18 protein-coding genes and 1 pseudogene are annotated in these 19,463 nt (G+C 73.2%); 13 read left to right on the top strand and 6 right to left on the bottom strand.

The features are described from left to right. Window positions 1-46: 46 nt before the first annotated feature. Window positions 47-550, top strand: coding sequence for a MarR family winged helix-turn-helix transcriptional regulator (locus FIV44_RS11630; protein WP_141004575.1), 504 nt, complete (start codon window positions 47-49; stop codon window positions 548-550). Window positions 551-595: 45 nt separating this feature from the next. Here the strand turns inward: FIV44_RS11630 and FIV44_RS11625 are convergent, their stop codons facing one another. Together FIV44_RS11625 and FIV44_RS11620 are read right to left on the bottom strand one after the other, a co-directional pair. Then, entirely contained in the window at window positions 596-1,594 is a 999-nt protein-coding gene (locus tag FIV44_RS11625; protein WP_181411120.1) for a vWA domain-containing protein, read from the bottom strand. Window positions 1,595-1,722: 128 nt separating this feature from the next. Continuing rightward, window positions 1,723-3,333, bottom strand: coding sequence for a sigma-54-dependent Fis family transcriptional regulator (locus FIV44_RS11620; protein WP_219996406.1), 1,611 nt, complete (start codon window positions 3,331-3,333; stop codon window positions 1,723-1,725). Window positions 3,334-3,493: 160 nt separating this feature from the next. Between FIV44_RS11620 and FIV44_RS11615 the strand changes: the two genes are divergently transcribed. The 5 genes from FIV44_RS11615 (at window position 3,494) to FIV44_RS11595 (ending at window position 9,791) form a co-directional block, all read left to right on the top strand. Continuing rightward, entirely contained in the window at window positions 3,494-4,606 is a 1,113-nt protein-coding gene (locus FIV44_RS11615) for an NDMA-dependent alcohol dehydrogenase (RefSeq protein WP_141004572.1), read from the top strand. Beyond that, window positions 4,606-5,505 carry an AAA family ATPase gene (locus tag FIV44_RS11610; RefSeq protein ID WP_141004571.1) on the top strand — a complete coding sequence of 300 codons (900 nt, stop codon included), beginning with the start codon at window positions 4,606-4,608 and terminating at the stop codon, window positions 5,503-5,505. Before FIV44_RS11615 ends, FIV44_RS11610 begins: the two co-directional genes overlap by 1 nt. Before the next feature lie 146 nt (window positions 5,506-5,651). Continuing rightward, on the top strand, window positions 5,652-6,449 hold the full coding sequence (locus FIV44_RS11605) for a vWA domain-containing protein (RefSeq protein WP_219996405.1): 798 nt from the start codon (window positions 5,652-5,654) through the stop codon (window positions 6,447-6,449). Window positions 6,450-6,535: 86 nt separating this feature from the next. Beyond that, window positions 6,536-8,044 carry an aldehyde dehydrogenase family protein gene (locus FIV44_RS11600; protein WP_141004570.1) on the top strand — a complete coding sequence of 503 codons (1,509 nt, stop codon included), beginning with the start codon at window positions 6,536-6,538 and terminating at the stop codon, window positions 8,042-8,044. Between the two features lie 55 nt (window positions 8,045-8,099). Further along, window positions 8,100-9,791 carry an AMP-binding protein gene (locus FIV44_RS11595; RefSeq protein WP_141004569.1) on the top strand — a complete coding sequence of 564 codons (1,692 nt, stop codon included), beginning with the start codon at window positions 8,100-8,102 and terminating at the stop codon, window positions 9,789-9,791. A gap of 71 nt (window positions 9,792-9,862) precedes the next feature. Here the strand turns inward: FIV44_RS11595 and FIV44_RS11590 are convergent, their stop codons facing one another. From FIV44_RS11590 to FIV44_RS11575, 4 genes are all read right to left on the bottom strand, one after another. Beyond that, complete coding sequence (locus tag FIV44_RS11590) at window positions 9,863-10,708, bottom strand: 3-hydroxybutyryl-CoA dehydrogenase (protein WP_281285861.1); 846 nt, start codon at window positions 10,706-10,708, stop codon at window positions 9,863-9,865. 110 nt (window positions 10,709-10,818) lie between these two features. Continuing rightward, entirely contained in the window at window positions 10,819-11,322 is a 504-nt protein-coding gene (locus FIV44_RS11585) for a low molecular weight protein-tyrosine-phosphatase (RefSeq protein ID WP_246086923.1), read from the bottom strand. A gap of 4 nt (window positions 11,323-11,326) precedes the next feature. Beyond that, the gene (locus tag FIV44_RS11580) at window positions 11,327-11,719 is read right to left on the bottom strand and encodes a phage holin family protein (protein WP_141004567.1); all 393 of its coding nucleotides are present in this window, start codon (window positions 11,717-11,719) and stop codon (window positions 11,327-11,329) included. Further along, window positions 11,656-12,432: a GntR family transcriptional regulator gene (locus FIV44_RS11575; RefSeq protein WP_141004566.1), complete on the bottom strand. Its 777-nt coding sequence runs from the start codon at window positions 12,430-12,432 to the stop codon at window positions 11,656-11,658. Before FIV44_RS11575 ends, FIV44_RS11580 begins: the two co-directional genes overlap by 64 nt. Before the next feature lie 25 nt (window positions 12,433-12,457). Between FIV44_RS11575 and FIV44_RS11570 the strand changes: the two genes are divergently transcribed. The 7 genes and pseudogenes from FIV44_RS11570 (at window position 12,458) to FIV44_RS11540 (ending at window position 19,453) form a co-directional block, all read left to right on the top strand. Further along, a complete protein-coding gene (locus FIV44_RS11570) occupies window positions 12,458-12,895 on the top strand; it encodes a hypothetical protein (RefSeq protein ID WP_219996404.1) in 438 nt (145 codons plus the stop codon). Beyond that, window positions 12,895-13,908 carry an Rv0361 family membrane protein gene (locus tag FIV44_RS30435; RefSeq protein WP_181411119.1) on the top strand — a complete coding sequence of 338 codons (1,014 nt, stop codon included), beginning with the start codon at window positions 12,895-12,897 and terminating at the stop codon, window positions 13,906-13,908. The genes FIV44_RS11570 and FIV44_RS30435 overlap by 1 nt, the downstream gene beginning before the upstream one ends. Before the next feature lie 370 nt (window positions 13,909-14,278). Next, window positions 14,279-15,166, top strand: coding sequence for a DUF2510 domain-containing protein (locus FIV44_RS31290; protein ID WP_219996403.1), 888 nt, complete (start codon window positions 14,279-14,281; stop codon window positions 15,164-15,166). Between the two features lie 4 nt (window positions 15,167-15,170). Then, window positions 15,171-16,049, top strand: coding sequence for a hypothetical protein (locus FIV44_RS11555; protein ID WP_141004565.1), 879 nt, complete (start codon window positions 15,171-15,173; stop codon window positions 16,047-16,049). 171 nt (window positions 16,050-16,220) lie between these two features. Continuing rightward, window positions 16,221-17,093 (top strand): hypothetical protein, encoded by an 873-nt coding sequence (locus FIV44_RS11550; RefSeq protein ID WP_141004564.1) that lies wholly within the window; start codon window positions 16,221-16,223, stop codon window positions 17,091-17,093. Between the two features lie 398 nt (window positions 17,094-17,491). Further along, a pseudogene (locus FIV44_RS11545) lies at window positions 17,492-18,262 on the top strand (thiamine pyrophosphate-dependent enzyme); the annotation flags it as partial. A 213-nt stretch (window positions 18,263-18,475) separates the two neighbouring features. After that, a complete protein-coding gene (locus tag FIV44_RS11540; RefSeq protein WP_141004563.1) occupies window positions 18,476-19,453 on the top strand; it encodes an alpha-ketoacid dehydrogenase subunit beta in 978 nt (325 codons plus the stop codon). Window positions 19,454-19,463: the final 10 nt, after the last annotated feature.

Genomic DNA, 19,463 nt, shown 5'->3' with positions numbered 1-19,463 from the left:
GTCCAAGTAATCTGGAAAAGTCCGCATCCCCGATAGTGTGCGGGCCATGTCCGACTCGCGCCTGCCGTTCGACCCGATCGACCGTGCCGGCGACCTGTGGGAGAAGAACTTCGGCGACGCGACCGCGATGCGGCTGGCCACCTCGGTGATGCGGGTCCAGCAGCTGATGATCGGCGCGCTCGACGCCGCGCTCAAGCCCTACGGGCTGACCTTCTCCCGCTACGAGGTGCTCGTGCTGCTGCTGTTCAGCCAGCACGGCTCGCTGCCGCTGAGCAAGATCGGCGAGCGGCTGATGGTGCACCCCACGTCGGTCACCAGCGCGATCGACCGCCTCGAGGCCCAGGGGTACGTCGTGCGGGTGCCCGACGAGGACGACCGTCGGCGTACCCTCGCCCGGCTCACCGCCACCGGCCGCTCCACGGTCCGCAAGGCCACCGAGGCGGTCAGCGCCATCGACTTCGCGATCACCGGTCTCACCGAGGACCAGCAGGCCCTGGCCTACGACCTGCTCCGGCAGCTCCGGCAGGCCTCGGGCGACTTCCCGGCGTGAGGACGGCCCCGCGGAGATCTCCGCGGGGCCGTTCCTGCGTCGCGCCTACTTGCCGGACTTCTTCTTGCTCTGGCTCACCTGGGTCGTCACCGTGACCTCCGGGGCGCCGGAGCCCGCGGCGGTGTTCTTCACCTTGAACTTCAGCTTGCCCGGGGTCAGCTTGGTCACCTTGATCACCAGGTAGGTCGTGCCCTTCTTCGTCTTGACCTTGAGGTTGCGGCCCTTGACCGCGACCACCCTGCCGTTGCGCACGATCCGCAGCTTCTTGATCTTGAACGTGTCGAGCGGGCTGGTCCAGCTCAGCGTGAGCTGGGCGGAGCGCGACTTCTTCTTGATCTTGACGCCGTGCTTCTTCGACTTGCCCGGCTTGATGTTGTCGACGAACGTCTTCGTGGCCGACTGGCAGGTCAGCCGGGTCTGGATGTCGTTCATCACCGACTGCAGCGCCTGCGCGTCGGGGAGCGCGTAGTAGGCGCCGCCCGTCTCGTTGGCGATCTGCTGCAGCCGGGCCTGGTCCGTGGTCCCGGACAGCCCGGGGCTGAAGCCGATGACGTACGTCGGCGTCTGGGCCTGCGGGGCCGGGTTGAGGTGGGCGTTGGCGTAGGCGCCGGAGTTGTGGCCGCCGTCGGTCAGGAAGATCCGGGCCGTCGCGCCCGGGTTGACCGCGCGCGCCGTGCTGAACGCGAGGTTGTAGTCCGTGGCGCCGTTGTCCGCCTGGATGGCCGCGTTGAGCGCGTTCTTCATCGCCGGCGCGGTGGGGCCGACGGCGGCGGGCGCGAAGACGTCGGCCACGCTGGTGCCGAACTCCGTCGCGCCCAGGGTCGTGGAGGCGGCGAGCGCGTCGATCAGCAGGTTCATGGCCTGGACGCGCAGCCGGGTCGGGTCGGTCCCCGACATGGACCCCGAGTCGTCGATGATGGCCTGGATGTTCTTGGCCGGCACGCAGGCCGCGGCGGCCTGTGCCCCCGCCGTCGTGCTGGCGGATGCCGTGGCCGGCGCGACGAGTGTCGCGGAGACGAGTCCCCCCGCCAGACCCCATGCCACGACTGAAACCGGAACTCGCATGCTGATCCCCTTCGCTCGGACGTCCCCGCATCGTCCATCGCGCCGGCGGTCGTGGGCATCATCGAAATACGGGTTATCGACCCCGCGCCGGGATCCTCTGCCCGGGCTCAGTAGACCGTGATCCGCAGCGCCCGCATCTTGGCGTACAGCGTCGTGCGGGAGATCCCGAGCGCCTGGGCGGCCTTGACCTTGTTGCCGTCGTGCTCGCGCAGCGCCTCCACGATGACGGTGCGCTCGGCGCGGTCGATCGGGGCGAGGCGGCGCGACGGCTCCTGGGTCCGGTAGGCCTCGGGGAGGGCGTCGACGACGACGGCGCCGGTGCGCTGGCGGCGTACGACGTGCTCGACGACCGCGCGCAGCTCGCGCAGGTTGCCGGGCCAGGGCTGCGAGGACAGGGCGGCGAGCGCGCCCGGCGTGAAGTGGAGCGACGGGTCGGCGCCGAGGTCGGCCAGCATCGCCCGGACCAGCTCGGGGATCTCGTGGGGCCGGCCGGCGAGCGGGGTCAGCAGGGTCCGCTCGGTGCACTCGCCGGCGAGCGCCGCGGCCCGGCCGGCCAGGCCGTCGACGGGCCCGCTGACCAGCACCAGGCGCGGCGCCCGGCGCTCGGCCAGATGGGCGGCGACGAGGTCGAGGAGGTCGTCGGGGAGCAGGTCGAAGCCGTCGATGCACACCGAGCCCTGTCCCGCTCGCACCACCGCGGCGAAGTTGCGGACCCAGGCCTCGGAGCCGTCGAGCAGCGCGGACGCGGCGCTCAGCACGGTGACGGGCTGCGGGCCGGCGATGCGGCGGGCCTCGGTCGAGCGGCCGGAGCCGGGTGGGCCGGAGACCAGCAGCGGAGCGTGCGCGGCCGGCGTCTCGGCGGCGGGACGGGTACGTCGGGCCTCGCGGCGCGGCTCGACGTGGAGCAGCGCGCCGCCGCGGGCCCCGCCCACACGGGCGGCCTCGACCCGGACCTCCAGCCCGGACTCGAGGGTCAGCTCGATCGCCGCCTCGCCACGCACGTCCGAGGCCAGCATCCGCAGCAGCGCGACGTCGGTCGACCCGAGCAGGTCCGCGGCGGCCTGGTTGGACATCAGCAGGTCGTGGCCGATCGCGACTACCGCCCGGCGCCGGCTCGCGGCGGCCTGGAAGGCGGCGAGCAGCTGCTTCTCCGACACCCGGCTCCCGTCCAGCAGGCGCTGCTCGATGTCGGCGACCGCGCGGGCCACCAGCGGCGGCAGCAGCGGGCTGGCCTCCTCCATCAGCGCCGTGATGTCGAGGACACCCTCGATCCTGCGGGTCGTGGGATGGAAGATCGGGTGGCCGTAGCAGCTGAACCGCCGCAGCGCGACGGCGAAGTGCTCGCGGCCGTTGACCGAGATGCTGGTCCGGGTCTCCAGCACCGTCCCGAGCGCGTTGGTGCCGACGACCTCCTCCAGCAGCGAGGCGCCGACGTCCACGCCGAGGTTGTCGAAGACGCGGCGCGCACCGCTGTCGCCGCACCAGCGCTGCACGATCCGTCCGTCGCGCTCCACCAGGAGCGTGCCGAACATGGTGCCCTCCAGCTGCTCGTTGAGCTCGTCGAGCACGGGGGACGCGGCCACCTGCAGCGGCGTGGTGTGGTCGACGTCGCCGTACGTCAGGTGGTCCAGCGCCGATCCCGGGCTGAGGCCGGCGAGCTCGGCGCGCCGCCAGGACTTCGCGATCGGGTCGCGGAGGTCGTGGGTCTCCGTCGTCACGCGTCCTCCCTGGCTCGGCTCGTTCGTGGCGGCCGTCACAGTATGCGAACCAGGGTTGGGCGGTGGTTGTCCAGTTTCTGAACACTCGCGCGCGGCCGGTCTTGCGAATGTGGCGGGCGTCACCCCACTGCCGCTCCCCGGCGAGATCAGGAGAACCCTCATGAAGACCAAGGCCGCAGTCGTCTACCAGACCGGCAAGCCGATCGAGATCGAGGAGCTGACCCTCGACAAGCCCCGTGAGGGCGAGGTGCTGATCCGGTACACGCACGCCGGGCTGTGCCACTCCGACGTCCACATCGCCCACGGCGACCTCGAGGCGCGGCTGCCCATGGTCCTCGGCCACGAGGGCGCGGGCATCATCGAGGAGGTCGGTCCCGGCGTCACCCGGGTCCGGCCGGGCGACCACGTCGTGTGCTCGTTCATCCCCAACTGCGGCACCTGTCGCTACTGCGCGAACGGCCAGCAGTCCATCTGCGACATGGGCGCGACCATCCTCGAGGGCTACCTGCCGGGCGAGCGGTTCCCGATCACCGGCCGCCAGGGCGAGTACGGCGCCATGTGCATGCTCGGCACCTTCAGCCAGTACGGCGTGATCCACCAGAACTCCTGTGTGAAGGTCGACGACGACCTGCCGCTGGAGAAGGCCGTCCTGGTCGGCTGCGGCGTCCCCACCGGCTGGGGCTCGGCGGTCAACACCGCCGAGGTCGGGCCCGGCCAGACCGTCGTCGTGATGGGCGTCGGCGGCATCGGCATCAACGCCGTGCAGGGCGCGGCGCTGGCCGGGGCGAAGAACGTCATCGCCGTCGACCCGCTCGCCAACAAGCGGGAGAAGGCGATGGAGCTCGGCGCGACCCACGCGTTCGAGTCCGCCGAGCTCGCGATGGAGACGATCACCAACCTCACCCGCGGCCAGATGGCCGACGCGGCGATCCTCACGCCGGGGCTGATGACCGCCGAGATCGTGGGCGACGGGTTCAACGCGGTCGGCAAGGGCGGCAAGGTCGTGCTGACCGGCCTGAACAAGCTCGAGGAGACCAACATCCAGCTGCCCGGCTCGGTGCTGACCCTCTACCGCAAGGAGATCCGCGGCAGCCTGTTCGGCGACTGCAACCCGACCGTCGACATCCCGCGGATCCTCGGCCTCTACCAGTCCGGCGACCTCAAGCTGGACGAGATCCTGACCCGGACCTACACGCTCGAGCAGGTCAACGAGGGCTACGACGACCTCCTCAACGGCAAGAACGTCCGCGGCGTCGTCATCCACGAGCACTGATGACCGCCGTGCTCGCGGCGCTCGCGGTCGTCGACCGGGCGCGGGAGACCGAGCTGCTCGAGGCGGCGCTGGCCAGCGGCGCCCACGTCGTCCTCGAGGGTCCGCCCGGCACCGGCAAGAGCACGCTGCTGCGCCGGGTGGCCACCGGCCGGGCCACGTCGTTCGTGCTCGTCGAGGGCAACGCCGAACTCACTCCCGCCCGGCTCGTCGGGCACTTCGACCCCGCGCTCGTGCTCAGCCGCGGCTACCAGCCCGACGTCTTCGTGGACGGCCCGCTGCTGACGGCCCTGCGCGACGGCGGCCTGCTGTACGTCGAGGAGCTCAACCGGGTGCCGGAGGAGACCCTCAACACGCTGCTCACCGTGATGTCGGAGCGCGAGATCGTCGTCCCGCGCCTCGGGCCGGTGCGGGCGGCGCCCGGCTTCGGCGTGGTCGCCGCCATGAACCCGTACGACGCCGTCGGCACCGCCCGCGTCTCCAGCGCCGTCTACGACCGGACCTGCCGGATCGCGATGGGCTACCAGTCGGCCGAGGCCGAGGCGCAGATCCTCGCGCAGCGCGCGCCGGTGCCGTCCGACGCCTGGCGGGACCGGGCGGTGGCCCTGGTCCGCGCGACCCGCGCGCACCCGGAGCTGCGGGTCGGCTCGTCGGTGCGGGGCACCATCGACCTGGCCGGCATCAACCACCAGCTGGCGCGGTCCCGCGGGGTCGCCGAGGACGACTGGCGGACCGGCCTGGACGCGGCCCTGGTCGCGCTCAGCGGCCGGGTCCGGGTCGACGAGTCGTCGACGCGCTCGCCGGAGGACATCATCGCGGAGCTGTACGCCGACGCCTTCGGGCCCGAGCCCGGGGCGCCGGAGCCCCGGCGGGAGGAGGCGCGGGACCCGGGGGGAGCCTGAGCCCGCCCCCGCCGGGGGCGGGCTCCCCACCACCGGCGGGCGCCCGGCGCGGCCGGCCCGACCGGACGCATGGCCGCTCCGAGCTGGCGCGGGACCCGCGCTTCGAGGAGCTCTCGCCCGAGGTCGGCGAGCTCGACGTCGACGCCGTGGAGGCCGCCGTCGCGGAGGACCCGGACCGGGTGCTCCCGCTGCTCGCGCTGATGAGCCGCGCCACCGACCCCGCCCTGCGGGCCCGGGTCCAGGCGCTGGCGCCGCGGCTCGTGCTGGAGCGGGCCCGCAGCGGGCCCAGCGGCCGGATCGGCTCCGGGCGACTGCGACCTGTGCGGGCCGACCGCGGCGGTGACCTCGACCTGGACGCCTCGCTGGAGGCGGTCGCGGTCGCCCACGCGGAGGGCCGCCCGCCGTCCCTGGAGGAGCTCACCTCCTCGGTGTGGCAGCGGCCGGCGACGGCGCTGTGCCTGCTGGTCGACCGCTCGGGGTCGATGGACGGCCAGCGACTCGCCACCGCCGCCATGGCCGCCGCGGCCTGCGCGCTGCGGATCGGGGAGTCCGGCGGCGAGCTCGCGGTCGTCGCCTTCGACCGCCGGGCCGACGTCGTCGTCGACCTCGCCGCTCCGGCCCGGGCCCGTCGTACCGTCGAACGGGTCCTCGGCCTGCGCGGTCACGGCATGACCTCCCTCGACGCCGCCCTCCGCGCGGCCTGCGAGCAGCTCGCGCCCGCCCGGGCCCGGCGCCGGATCACCGTGCTGCTGTCCGACTGCCGGGTCACCGACGACGTCGACCCCGTGCCCGCGGCGCGTGCGCTCGACGAGCTGGTCGTCATCGCCCCGGCCTCGGACGACGACGAGGCCCGCCGGTTCGCGCGGGAGGCCGGCGCACGGGTCGCCTCGCTCGACGCCCTCGCCGAGCTGCCCGCCGTCCTCGACCGCCTGCTCGCGCCGTGAGCCCCGAATGTCCAGAACCTGAACACCGCCCGCCGCCCGGCGGGACGACGCTCGCCCCATCGATCGACCACGTCACCGGAGGAACCATGACCGACCTTCTCGTCCCCACCGACCACGCCGTGCTGCCCCAGGTGCGCGACTGGCTGTCCCGGCCCCGGCGCCTGTTCGTCGGCGGCGCCTGGGTGGACGCCGCATCCGGCCGCACGTTCGAGACCCGCGACCCCGCCACCGGGCAGGTGCTCACCCGGGTCGCCCACGGCGAGGCCGAGGACGTCGACCGCGCGGTCCGGGCCGCCCGCACCGCCTTCGAGGGGGAGTGGGCGCTGTGGACCCCCGCCCAGCGCCAGCGGCTGCTGTTCAAGATCGGCGAGGCGATCTACGACCACGCCGAGGAGCTCGCCCAGCTCGAGTCGCTCGACAACGGCAAGTCCGCCGCCGTCGCCCAGGCCGTCGACATCACCTGGGTCGCCGAGCTGTTCCAGTACTACGCCGGCTGGGCCACCAAGATCGAGGGCCGCACCATCCCGGTCTCCGTCCCGTGGGCGCCCGGCACCCAGTGGCACGCCTACACGCTGCGCGAGCCGGTCGGCGTCTGCGGCGCGATCGTGCCGTGGAACTTCCCGCTCCTCATGGCGGCCTTCAAGGTCCCGGTCGCCCTCACCTGCGGCAACACCGTGGTGCTCAAGCCCGCCGAGGACACCCCGCTCACCGCGCTCCGCCTCGCCGAGATCATGGCCGAGTGCGGCCTGCCGGACGGCGTCTTCAACGTCGTGACGGGGTACGGCGACGCCGGCGCCGCGCTCGCCGCGCACGACGACGTCGACAAGATCGCCTTCACCGGCTCCACCGAGGTCGGCAAGCTCATCGTCGACGCCGCCAAGGGCAACCTGAAGAAGGTCAGCCTCGAGCTCGGCGGCAAGAGCCCCCAGGTCGTCTACGCCGACGCCGACCTCGATCTCGCCGTCCCCGGCACCGCCTCCGGCTTCCTGTTCAACCACGGCCAGACCTGCACCAGCGGCACCCGGCTGCTCGTCGAGGACCGGATCTTCGACGAGTTCACCCAGGGCGTCGCCGAGGTCGCCGCGGCGAGCAAGCTCGGCCCCGGCCTCGACCCGACCAGCGAGGTCGGCCCGCTCGTGTCGCAGACCCAGCTCGACCGGGTCCTCGGGTACGTCGACCAGGGGCTCCGCGACGGCGCCCGCGCCCTCACCGGCGGTGGCCGCCACGGCGACGCCGGCTACTACGTCGAGCCCACCGTCCTGGTCGACGTCGACTCCTCGTTCAGCGTCTACCGCGAGGAGATCTTCGGGCCCGTCGTCGTGGCGACCCCGTTCAGCGCCGAGAGCGGCGTGGCCGCGGCGGCCAACGACACGCCGTACGGACTGGCGGCGTCGGTCTGGACCAAGGACGTCACCAAGGCGCACCGCACCGCCCGCCAGATCAAGGCCGGCACGGTGTGGATCAACTGCCACAACGCCTTCGACGCCGCGATGCCGTTCGGCGGCTACAAGCAGTCCGGCTGGGGCCGCGAGCTCGGGGCGTCGGCGATCGACGCCTACACCGAGCAGAAGTCGGTCAACGCGCTGCTGGCGTGAGCCCGCCCTCGTTCGGGGGTGTCCGGGCGAGCCCCCGAACGAGGAGAGTGGGACCATGAGCACCGCCCTGAGCACCGCCCGCGACCTGCTGCGCGACCTGCGCGCCGACCACGCGGAGGCGGTGGCCCGGTTCCGCTGGCCGGACGTCGGGCCCAGGTTCAACTTCGTGCACGACTGGTTCGACGGCTACGCCCGCGGCAGCGACCGGCCCGGGCTGGTCATCGTCGAGGAGGACGGCGCGCGGGCGTCGTACTCCTTCGGCGAGCTGGTCACCCGCTCCGAGCAGGTCGCCGCCCACCTGGCCGCGCAGGGGATCGGTCGCGGCGACAGCGTCGTGGTGATGCTGGGCAACCAGGTCGAGCTGTGGGAGTCGATGCTGGCGCTGATCCGGCTGGGCGCGGTGATCATGCCGACCACGACCGCGGTCGGCCCGGCCGAGCTCGTCGACCGGCTCGGGCGCGGCGCTGCGCGGGCGGTGATCTGCAACAGCGCCGACACGGCGAAGTTCGCGGAGGTGCCGGGCTCCTACGCGCGGATCGCGGTCGGGGAGGCCCCGGCCGGCTGGCTGCCCTACGCCGCGGCGTACGACATCGCGGCCGCGCCGCTGCCGCACCCGGGCAACGCCAGCACCGACCGGCTGCTGCTCTACTTCACGTCCGGGACGACGTCGCGGCCCAAGCTGGTCGAGCACACCCACCTCTCCTACCCGGTGGGGCACCTGTCCACGATGTACTGGCTGGGCCTGCAGCCCGGCGACGTGCACCTCAACATCTCCAGCCCCGGCTGGGCCAAGCACGCGTGGTCCAACTTCTTCGCGCCGTGGCTGGCCGAGGCGACCGTGCTCGTCCACAACTACACGCGCTTCGACCCCGCCGCCCTGCTCGGGCAGCTGCGGGCCGAGGGCGTCACGACCTTCTGCGCGCCGCCGACCGTGTGGCGGATGCTGATCAACGCCGACCTCTCCGGCGGGCCGGGCGCACTGCGCGAGGCGATCGCGGCCGGCGAGCCGCTCAACCCCGAGGTCATCAGCCAGGTCGAGAGGCACTGGGGACTGACCATCCGCGACGGCTTCGGGCAGACCGAGACGACCGCGTCGATCGCGAACACCCCCGGCCAGCCGGTGCGGCCCGGCTCGATGGGACGCCCGTTGCCCGGCGTACCCGTGGTGCTGGTCGATCCCCTCGAGGGCACGGTGGTCGACGGCGTCGGCGAGGGCGAGATCTGCCTGGACCTCGCCGCGTCGCCCCTGACCCTGATGACCGGCTACCAGGGGGACGAGGCCCGCAACGCCGACGCCATGGCCGGCGGCTTCTACCACACCGGCGACGTCGCGGCCCGCGACGAGGACGGGTACATCACCTATGTCGGTCGCACCGACGACGTCTTCAAGGCCTCCGACTACAAGATCAGCCCGTTCGAGCTGGAGTCGGTGCTCATCGAGCACCCCGCCGTCGCCGAGGCCGCCGTCGTCCCCGCCCCCGACCCGGTCCGCCTCGCCGTGCCCAAGGCGTACGTCGCGCTCGTCGACGGCCACCAGCCCACGGCCGAGACCGCGGAGTCGATCCTGCGGTACGCCCGCGAGCACCTGGCGCCCTTCCTGCGGGTACGCCGGCTGGAGTTCTTCGAGCTGCCCAAGACCATCTCCGGCAAGATCCGCCGGGTCGAGCTGCGGCAGCGCGAGACCGAGGTCGAGGGCGCCCGGCCGGCTGGGGAGTACCGGGACGAGGACTTCGACCTGCGCGGCTGAGCTCCGAGCCGAGTGGGTCGTGTGCCTGAGAACCCGGATATCCGGGTTCTCAGGCACACGACCGCGTCGGGTCAGCCGTAGGTGTAGAAGCCGCGCCCGGTCTTGCGGCCCAGCAGCCCGGCCTCGACCATGCGGGCGAGCAGCGGCGGGGCGGCGTACAGGGGCTCCTTGAACTCCTCGTAGAGCGACTCGGCGACGGCCTTGACGGTGTCGAGGCCGATCAGGTCGGCGAGGGCGAGCGGGCCCTGGGGGTGGGCGGCGCCGAGGACCAGGCCGTGGTCGATGTCCTCGGCGGAGGCGAAGCCGGACTCGAACATCCGGATCGCCGAGAGGATGAACGGGATCAGCAGGGCGTTGACGACGAAGCCCGCACGGTCCTGGCAGTCGATGGCGGTCTTGCCGAGGTCGTCCTGCACGAACGCCCGGGCCCGCTCGGTGGTGGCCTCGTCGGTCATCAGCGACGGCACCAGCTCGACCAGCTTGAGCACCGGGACCGGGTTGAAGAAGTGCACGCCCAGCACGTGGGTGGGGCGCTTCGTGGCGACCGCGAGCTTCATGATCGGGATGGACGAGGTGTTGGAGGCGAGGATCGCGTCGGGGCTGGTGACGATCTCGTCGAGACGGCGGAACAGGTCGGTCTTGGCCTGCTCGTCCTCGACGATCGCCTCGATCACGATGTCGCGGTCGGCGAGCGCGGTGAGGTCGTCGACCACCCGCACCTGAGCGAGTACGGCGTCCGCGGACTCGATCTTGCCGCGGCTCTCCGCGCGCTTGAGCGAGCTCTCCAGGCGCTGGCGGGCGGCCTCGACGGCGGCGGGGGAGGACTCGACGACGATCACGTCCTTGCCGGCGCGGGCGTTGACCTCCGCGATGCCCGATCCCATCAGGCCGCCGCCGACCACTCCCACACGCTCGATGCTCGTCATCAGGTTCCCCTCGTTCGGTCGGCCGCGCCGGGTTGCGGGGGCCGTTTGCTAGGACGTCCTAGCAAACGTACGGGTGACCCGTGAGTAGGACCAACCGGCGATCAGCCGAGGACGCCGGCCACCGCCGCGACCACCGCGTCGGACGTCCGCTCGACCATGGTGAGCACGGTGCGGAAGCCCGCGTCCCCGCCGAAGTAGGGGTCCGGCACCTCGCCGCCCGGCTCGTCGGGGTCGAAGTCGCGGAACAGCCGCACCCGCGCCGGGTCGGTCTCGCCGAGGTCGCGCAGGTCGCGGAGATTGTCGTGGTCCATGGCGAGCACGAGGTCGTGCTCGGCCAGCCAGGTCGCGAGCACCTGCTGGGCGCGGTGCCGGCTGGCGTCGTACCCGTGGGCGGTGAGGAGCGCCGCCGCCCGGCGGTCCATCGGCTCGCCCACGTGCCAGTCGCCGGTCCCGGCGCTGACGACCTCGACCCGGTCGTCGAGCCCGGCATCGGCCACCCGGGCGGCCAGGACGACGTCGGCCATCGGCGAGCGGCAGATGTTGCCGAGGCACACGAGCGCGATCCGGTAGCGCCCCGGCGTGCGGGGCGGTGGCGCCTGCGTCACGGGATCAGTCGTCGACGCCGACGAGCGCGTCGAGGAACCACGTGGTCACGCTGATGATGATCGAGCCCCACACCGCCGCCCAGAAGCCGTCGACGTGGAACCCGATGTCGACGAGGTCGGCCAGCCACGCGGTGAGCCGCAGCAGCAGCGCGTTGAGCACGATGAGGAACAGGCCCAGCGTCACCAGGATGAACGGGATCGACAGCAGCGTCAGCAGCGGCTTGACCCACGCGGTGATCGCGCACGAGATCAGCGCGACCAGCAGCAGCGGCAGGATCTTGTCCTCGAGCTCCGCGCGCCCCGAGTCGGCACCCTCGAACCAGATGCCGTCGATCAGCTGTGCGGCGACGGCGAGCGCGGCGGCGGTGATCGCCCAGCGCGACAGGAAGGCCAGCATGCGGCCATCCTCTCATTCGAGCCCGAGCGCCTCGATGATCTCGACCTCGGCGTCGTCGATGTGCCGGCGCAGGAAGGCGTGCGCGCCGTCGGGCCCGTCGATCCGGCCCGCCTCCAGCAGCGCGACCAGGCCCCGTGGGAATCCGCCTCGTCGTGGGCGTTGCGGTGCATGCGCTCCACCTGCGCCAGCGCGAGCCGGAGCTCGTCCATCAGCGCCTCGGCCATCTGCACCAGCCGCAGGCTGCCGGTCAGCTCGACGAGGGAGACGTGGAAGGCGAGGTGCCGCTCGTTGAGCTCCTCGTACGACGCCTCGCTGCGGACCGCCGCCGTATAGGCGTCGAGGGTGGTGCGGACCCGCGCCCGCCGTCCGTCGTCGGCGGCGGGCCACGCCTGCACGCCGGCGCCCTCGAGCACCCAGCGCGCGCGGCACACGTCGCGGACCGAGTCCGCCCGCGGCGTCGCCACCATGACGCCGCGGTGCGGCTCGCGCGTCGCCAGGCCCTCGGCCACCAGCACGGTGAGTGCCTCGCGGACGGTCGGCCGGGACACGCCGAGCGACTCGGCCAGCGCGACCTCGCGCAGCGGCGTGCCGCTCTCCAGTTCGCCCTCGAACACGGCCCGCCGCACCTCCGCCGCGACCCGCGACACGGTCGAGGCGTGCTCGACGCTCAGCGGGGTGAAGGGCGACTCGGGTGGCGTGGACGGACCGGCCATGCACCCATTGTGCAAGGCTGAGGGGGTGGCTCCCGACTCCCCGTCCGACGGCTCCCCGTCCGGCGGGCCGTCCCTCGAGGTGGGCGGCGGCCGCGGCCTGCGGGTCGCGATCGCCGTCGGCGGCGTGCTGCTGGCGCTGGCCGTCGTGGCCGTCGGCGCGTTCCTCCTGCTCGGCCGCGACGACGGGGACTCCGACCGGGTCAGCGAGCACACCAGCAGCACCCCGCCGGACGCCCCCGCGTCCGGGACGACGCTCGACCTGCCGACGATCCACCCGTCGGACTTCCCGAGCGACCTGCCCACCGAGAGCCTGCCGAGCGACCTGCCGAGCGTCCCGGACCTGCCGAGCACCGTCCCCAGCGGGCTCCCGTCCGGCATCCCTTCGCAGCTGCCCGGCTTCCCGACCGATCCCGCGGACCTCGAGTCCTGGTTCTCCGACTACCTCAAGCAGGTGAGCCCCTGATGAGCGACATCCCGCCGTACGGCGCCCCGCCGCCCCCGCCGCCCCCGCCTCCGACCGGCCCGCCGCCGAGTGGTCCGCCTCCGAGTGGTCCGCCGCCCAGCGGGCCTCCGCCGAGTGGCCCGCCGCCGTTCCCGCCGCCGGGTGTCCCCGGTGCTCCGGGCGCTCCGGGCAAGGGCACGGGGAAGGGCCTGTGGATCGTGCTCGGCGTGGTGGGCGTGGTCGTCCTGATCGGCGTGGTGGTCGGCCTGATCGTGGCGCTCACCGGTGACGACGACGGCGACGGCCGCGGCGACGATCCGGCTGCCGCCTCCCCCGAGGACGTCGTCGAGGACGTCATCGACGCCGCCGAGGACGGCGACTGCGCCGCCGCGGAGAAGCTGCTGACCGAGTCCGCCCGGGCCGCGAAGCCGTGCGAGTCCGAGGCGTTCCGGCTGCTCTCGACCGAGGACGTCGACGCGGAGGTCGGCGACGCCAGCATCGACGGCTCCACCGCGAGCGTGTCCGTCGACTTCACCAGCGCGCAGGGCACCTCGGAGTACACCTTCGTGCTCGAGCAGGTCGAGGGCCGGTGGCTGGTCGCGTCCTACGCCCCCGCGCGCAGGGCCAGCAGCGACGGCCCGAGCTCCTCGCCGACCGGCGGCGTCGTGACCGACCCGCCCACCTCCGGCGCGCCCAGCCCCTCGGCCGGCGGCACCAGCACCGCCGACGCCGTCCCCGACGAGCCGGCCGCCGTCGTCGCGTCGTTCCTCGACGCGGTGTTCGCGGGGGACTGCGCGACGGCCGAGGACCTCGTCACCGAGGCGTACATCCAGAAGGAGGGCGGCTGCTCCGACGAGCAGCTCCCGTCCGGCATCGGCGACAGCGTGAAGTACGACGTCGGCGAGCCCACCGTCGACCAGGCCGCCGGGACGGCGAGCGTCCCGGTCGAGATCACCGCCTACGGCTCCAGCGAGAGCTCGGTCGTCAAGCTGGTCCGGGTCGACGGTCGCTGGCGGATCGACGAGGCCGACTGACCGGCCCCCGCCGGCCCCGATGCGGCATTAGGCTGACCCCATGACGCAGCCGCCACCGTACGGCGCCCCGCCGCCGACCGGACCCCCGCCGCCGCCCTACCTCGGAGGGCCCGCCCCGCCTACGGCGGCCCTGCCCCCGCGTACGGCGGTCCTGCGCTGCCTCCCCCGCCGCCGAGCGCGAAGCGGACCATCGGCCTGACGATGGGCCTGCTCACCGCTGTCGTGCTCGTGCTGTTCGTGGTGGTCGTGGCGATCATCACCGCCAACAACTGAGGACCCCCGGGACGCACGCCGTACCTCGACCGGGTTGAACCCGGCGGCAGCGTGGCATGATGCCCGCCAGCCTGCCCAGCCCGCCGAGGAGAGTGCGATGTCCGACCCGAACCAGCCCGCCACCCCCGCTGGGTGGTACCCCGACGGCCAGGGCGGGCAGCGCTGGTGGGACGGCACCCAGTGGACCGAGCACACCCAGCCCCCGGCGGCGGGCCCGGGCGTGGACGCGACCGTGGTCGCGCCCCAGCAGCCCGCCCAGCACCAGCCGCCGGTCCAGCCGCAGCAGCCCGCTCCCCAGCAGCAGTTCCAGCAGCCGGCCCAGCAGGCCTACGGCCAGCAGCAGTACGGCCAGCCCCAGCAGTTCGGGGGCCAGCCGGTGTACGGCCAGCAGCCTCCGTACGGGCAGCAGTACGGCCAGCCCGCCTGGGGCGCCCCGCCGGCCGGCGGTGGCGGGGGCAACACGAAGCTGCTCGTCATCCTCGGCGGCGGTACGGCCGCCCTCCTGCTGGTCGTGCTGCTCGTCGTGATCCTGGTCAAGGCGGTCGGCGGGGGCAGCCCCGAGGACGTCGCGAAGGCCTACCTCCAGGCGGGCTTCGAGGGCGACTACGAGAAGGTCTGCGAGCTGACCGCCGAGGACCGCCGGGAGGAGCTGCTCGAGGAGGCGGACGCCGACGACTGCGGCGAGCTCGCCGACCAGCGGAAGGAGGAGGACGAGAAGGAGGAGGAGAAGTACGAGGAGGAGTACGGACTGTCCATCGACGACATCCGCGGCAACTTCGACCTCGACGTCGACATCAGGGATGTCGACGAGAAGGGCGACGACGAGGCGATCGTCGAGGTGCGGCAGACCCGCGAGTACACCAAGGACGACGACTTCCTCGACAAGGAGCTCGGCGGCGACCGGACCAACTCCGCGACCTTCAAGATGAAGCTCGTCAAGGAGGACGGCGACTGGAAGGTCGAGCAGCCCTTCATCGACGAGTGAGCGCATGCGCACCCTCGTCGCGGCCGCTGCCCTCCTCGTCGCCACCCTCGTCGCCCCGTTCGCGATCGCGGGGACCTGGCTGACCGCGCGGGTCGACGACCGCGACGAGTACGTCGACACGGTCGCCGGCCTCGCCGACGACCCGACCGTCCGCAGAGTATTGGCCGACGCGGCCGCCGACGGCGCGATCGACGCGCTGCAGGAGCACATCCCGGTCGGGCTGCCCGAGGCGGTGCGCGAGTGGGCCGGCACGGCCGCGACGGCGGTCGTCGAGAGCCCCGACTTCCCGTCCTTCTGGCGCTCGGCCAACGCCGACGTCCACGACCAGGTGCTCACGATCCTCGACGACCCCCGTGCGCCGGCCAACGGGACGGTCACGATCGACGCGAGCCCGCTGCTCGCCCAGGTGCTGCTGCAGCTCGAGGACCGCGGCATCCCGGTCGGGCTGCTGCCCGATCTCTCGCTCCCGGTGCCGGTGGTGCGGGAGGCGAAGGTCGCGGAGGCGGGCCCGTCGTACCGCACCGCCGAGGGCATCGCCCGCCTGCTGCCGGTGCTCTGGCTGGGCCTGGTCGCCGTGGCGCTCCTCGTGGCCCGCGGCTGGCGCGGCCGGGTGCGGGCGGCCGGCGCCGGCCTGCTGGGAGTGGCGCTCGCCGCGGTGGTGCTGCAGCTGGCCGCGGAGCCGCTGGCGTCCGCCGCGGTGGACCGGGTCCGGCTGGAGCGGCGCGGCCTCGCCGGCGTGCTGCTGGACGCCGTCGTCGGCTCGCTCGAGCCGTACGCCCGCGGCTTCCTCCTGGCCGCCCCGATCGGCCTGGTCCTCCTGGCGGTGACGCTGTGGCCGCGGCGTCGGGTCGAATCGCCCGTCCCGGGGGCCGACTACCACTAGTGTCGCGAGCGCGAAATCCGTGCCATAGGTCGTGCCCCGAGTGCGTGCATCGCAAGGCGGCGTCGCGACGGCAGACCGGGCGTCTTTCGAGCGATGCCAACGCGGCGAGGTGCGTGCTCGGGGTGCGAGTTATGGTGCGGACTTCAAGTTCGGGACACTAGGCTCACGCGCGTGAGCGACCAGTTCCCCCCACCTGGGCAGCCGGGCGAGCAGCCCCCGACCCAGGTCGCGCCGTCCTCGGGCGGCGCCCCCGTGCCTCCGCCGTACGGCGCTCCGGGCCAGCAGCCCGGCTACCCCCAGCAGCCGCCGGCTCCCGGCTACCCCCAGCAGCCCGCGGCGCCGGGCTACCCGCAGCCCCCGCAGCAGCCCCAGCAGCCCGTTCCCGGCGGATACCCCGGCGGCTACCCCGGCGGGGGCTACCCCGGCGGGCCGGGCGGCGGCTATCCCGGCGGTCCCGGCTATCCCGCCCCGCCGACCGGCGGCGGTGGCGGCAGGAAAGGCCTGATCATCGGCATCGTGGCCGGTGTCGTGGTCCTCGTCCTGGGCGTGGTGGCGGTGCTCGCGTTCACCGTCTTCAAGGACGACGATGACGAGCCCGCGGCCAAGGACGACAAGACCACCGCCTCCACCGAGTCCACCGAGCCGACCGAGGAGCCCACCGAGACCGACGAGCCCACGGAGGAGCCGACCGAGACCGACACCGGCGGCGCCGGCGCCGCGCCGGACCAGGACCCGAACATCACCGCCCGGGCGTTCCTCGACTCCCTGCTCGAGGGCGACTGCGTGGCGGTCGAGGGCCTGACGACGCCGGCGTACTTCGCCTCCGAGTTCACCGACCAGGCCGGGTGCCGCGCGGTGGCGGGCAACCTGGAGATGTCGAACGCCGAGTACACCTTCGAGGACCCGATCGTGCTGGGCACGTTCGCGACCGCCAGCGGCGACGTGTACGCCCCCAACACGGGCAAGACGCTGGTCTCGACCTGGATCCTCGACGGCACCACCGGGGACTGGCTGGTGAGCGGCTACAGCTACACGGAGAAGTGAGATGAGGGCGGCCCGGCTCCCCGGGCCGCCGTCCTGCCCTGGGGGACAGGGCGCCGGGAGCGGTCTCCTGCGCGTCGCGCCAGCCGCCGTACGGCGGAGGGAACCATCTGCCGATCATGGGGACGAGTATCGTGGCGATGAAGGTGTGCTCCGGCTCACACGTCACGCCACCCCTGTGACGGATCCCGGAACCACGGACCGACCCCGACCCGCGCCGCGGCGATCCCGCGGGCGGTTGCAAGGAGTGGCGACATGAGCGATCCCGTCTTCGGACCGGCTCCCGAGCACGCACCCGATCCCGAGCTCGTGCAGCTCCTCACCCCGAGGGCGAGCGGGTGCACCATCCCGGCTTCGACGCCGACTTCAGCGCCGACGAGCTGCGCGGCTTCTACCGCGACATGACGCTCGTGCGCCGCCTCGACATCGAGGCGACCGCGCTGCAGCGCCACGGCGAGCTCGGCCTGTGGGCCCAGCTGCTCGGCCAGGAGGCCGCCCAGATCGGCGCCGCGCGGGCGCTGGCGCCGCAGGACTACGTCTTCCCGACCTACCGGGAGCACGGCGTCGCGTGGGTCCGCGGCGTCGACCCGGTGAAGCTGCTCAGCATGTTCCGCGGCGTCGACCAGGGCAGCTGGGACCCGGCGGAGCACAGCTTCGGGCTCTACACGATCGTGATCGGCGCCCAGACCCTGCACGCCACCGGCTACGCGATGGGCGTCCAGCGCGACGGCCTCGTCGGCACCGGCGACCCCGAGCGCGGCATGGCGGTCGTCGCCCACTTCGGCGACGGCGCGTCGTCGCAGGGCGACGTCAACGAGGCGTTCGTCTTCGCCGCCTCCTACAACGCGCCGGTCGTCTTCTTCTGCCAGAACAACCAGTGGGCGATCTCCGAGCCGTTCGAGCGGCAGTCCCGCATCCCGCTCTACCGCCGGGCCCACGGCTTCGGCTTCCCGGGCATCCGCGTCGACGGCAACGACGTGCTGGCGACGTACGCCGTCACGAAGGCCGCGCTGCAGCGGGCCCGCGAGGGGCAGGGACCGATCCTGATCGAGGCCTACACCTACCGGATGGGCGCCCACACCACCACCGACGACCCCACCCGCTACCGGCTCAGCGACGACGTCGAGCACTGGAAGCTCAAGGACCCGATCGCCCGGCTCGAGGTCTACCTGCGCCGCAACGGGCTGGCCGACGACGCGTTCGTGGCCGAGGTCGCGGCGGAGGCGGACGCGCTCGGCGAGCGGATGCGCCGCGAGTGCCACGCCCTCCCCGATCCCCCGTCCACGGGCTGTGGGACCTCGTCCACGCGGAGAAGACCGCGGAGCTGGCCGCCCAGCAGGCCGAGTACGACGCGCACGCCGCGGCGTACGAGGAGGTGCGCTGAGATGGCGACGATGACCCTGGCCAAGGCCCTCAACGCCGGCCTCCGCAAGGCCATGGAGGACGACCCGAAGGTCGTGATCATGGGGGAGGACGTCGGCACGCTCGGCGGCGTCTTCCGGATCACCGACGGGCTGCAGAAGGACTTCGGCGACGCGCGGGTGATCGACACGCCGCTCGCCGAGTCCGGGATCGTCGGCACCGCCGTCGGCCTCGCGATGCGCGGCTACCGGCCGGTGGTCGAGATCCAGTTCGACGGCTTCGTCTACCCGGCGTACGACCAGATCGTGTGCCAGGTCGCCAAGCTGCACTTCCGCAGCCAGGGCCGGGTGCGGATCCCGATGGTCATCCGGATCCCGTTCGGCGGCGGCATCGGCGCGGTCGAGCACCACAGCGAGTCGCCCGAGGCGCAGTTCGTGCACACGCCCGGCCTCAAGGTGGTCGCCTGCTCCAACCCGGCCGACGCGTACGCCATGATCCAGCAGGCCGTCCACGCCGACGACCCGGTGGTCTTCCTCGAGCCGAAGCGGCTCTACCACTCCACGAAGGCCGAGGTCGACATCGAGGCCCCGGCCGCGCCGCTGTGGCAGTCGCGGGTCGTGCGCTCGGGCGGCGACGCCACCCTCGTCGCCTACGGCCCGACCGTCTCGACCTGCCTCGACGCCGCCACCGTCGCCGCCGAGGAGGGGCGCTCGCTCGAGGTCATCGACCTGCGCACCCTCTCGCCGCTGGACCTGGTCCCCGTCTACGAGTCGGTACGACGCACCGGCCGCCTGGTCGTCGTCCACGAGGCCCACGTGACCCTCGGCGTCGGCGCCGAGATCGCGGCCCGGGTCACCGAGGAGTGCTTCCACTCCCTCGAGGCGCCGGTGCTCCGCGTCGGCGGCTTCGACACGCCGTACCCGCCCGCCCGGATCGAGGAGGCGTTCCTGCCCGACCTCGACCGGGTCCTCGACGCCGTCGACCGGACCTTCGGGTTCTGAGGAGGAACGC

Source organism: Nocardioides humi (assembly GCF_006494775.1).
Lineage (GTDB): Bacteria > Actinomycetota > Actinomycetes > Propionibacteriales > Nocardioidaceae > Nocardioides > Nocardioides humi.
Note: the sequence above shows the minus strand (reverse complement) of the source record. Positions and strands in the feature narration are given on the sequence as shown.